1 protein-coding gene is annotated in these 590 nt (G+C 27.1%); it reads right to left on the reverse strand.

Annotated elements, in window-relative coordinates; all coding sequences use genetic code 11:
- Window positions 1-564 (reverse strand): hypothetical protein (locus INF73_RS05720; protein WP_193547287.1); only part of this gene is annotated, 564 nt, incomplete at its 3' end.
- Window positions 565-590: the final 26 nt, after the last annotated feature.

The raw sequence follows: 590 nt of genomic DNA on the forward strand, positions 1-590 counted from the left end.
AAGTATGTTTGTTAACCTTTCATCATAAATAAACTCGCCTGTTTTTTTACTAATTATTATTAAATTGTTTGAGTTTTTTGAATGTTTTTTTAGTTGTTCAAAATTCTCTTCTGATAATATTATTGTTTGTGTATCATCTATTATTTTATGAAGCCACTTTTTGCTTGGGGCTGAATTTATTAAAATAGGATTGAACGAACGCAAGGCTGAATCAGCATAAGTATTATCATTGATGCCTAAATCTTTTAACGCAAGATAATTTAATAGTATTATTAATCTTTTTTTTAGTATCATCAAAACCGAAATATCATCAAGAACATCTAGCTTATCTGGATCGCTGTGCGCAACACCATTACGTATAGTTAGCAACCGTTCAAACTGGGCCAAAGGTAATGATATAAATTTATTAATATTGTATGATACATCATTCATTTGCGCGATATATCTATTTTTAAAGCTATTTAGATGTCTTTTATTAAATTTAAATTTCAAACTAAGGTAAAAATCAAATATACTTATAAATCCTAGGAAATCATATTCCCAGTAACTATTATAGGATAGCATACCATAAAATCTCGACAATATCTTTT

This window comes from Enterobacter cloacae complex sp. P6RS (genome assembly GCF_014982245.1).
Lineage (GTDB): Bacteria > Pseudomonadota > Gammaproteobacteria > Enterobacterales > Enterobacteriaceae > Enterobacter > Enterobacter bugandensis.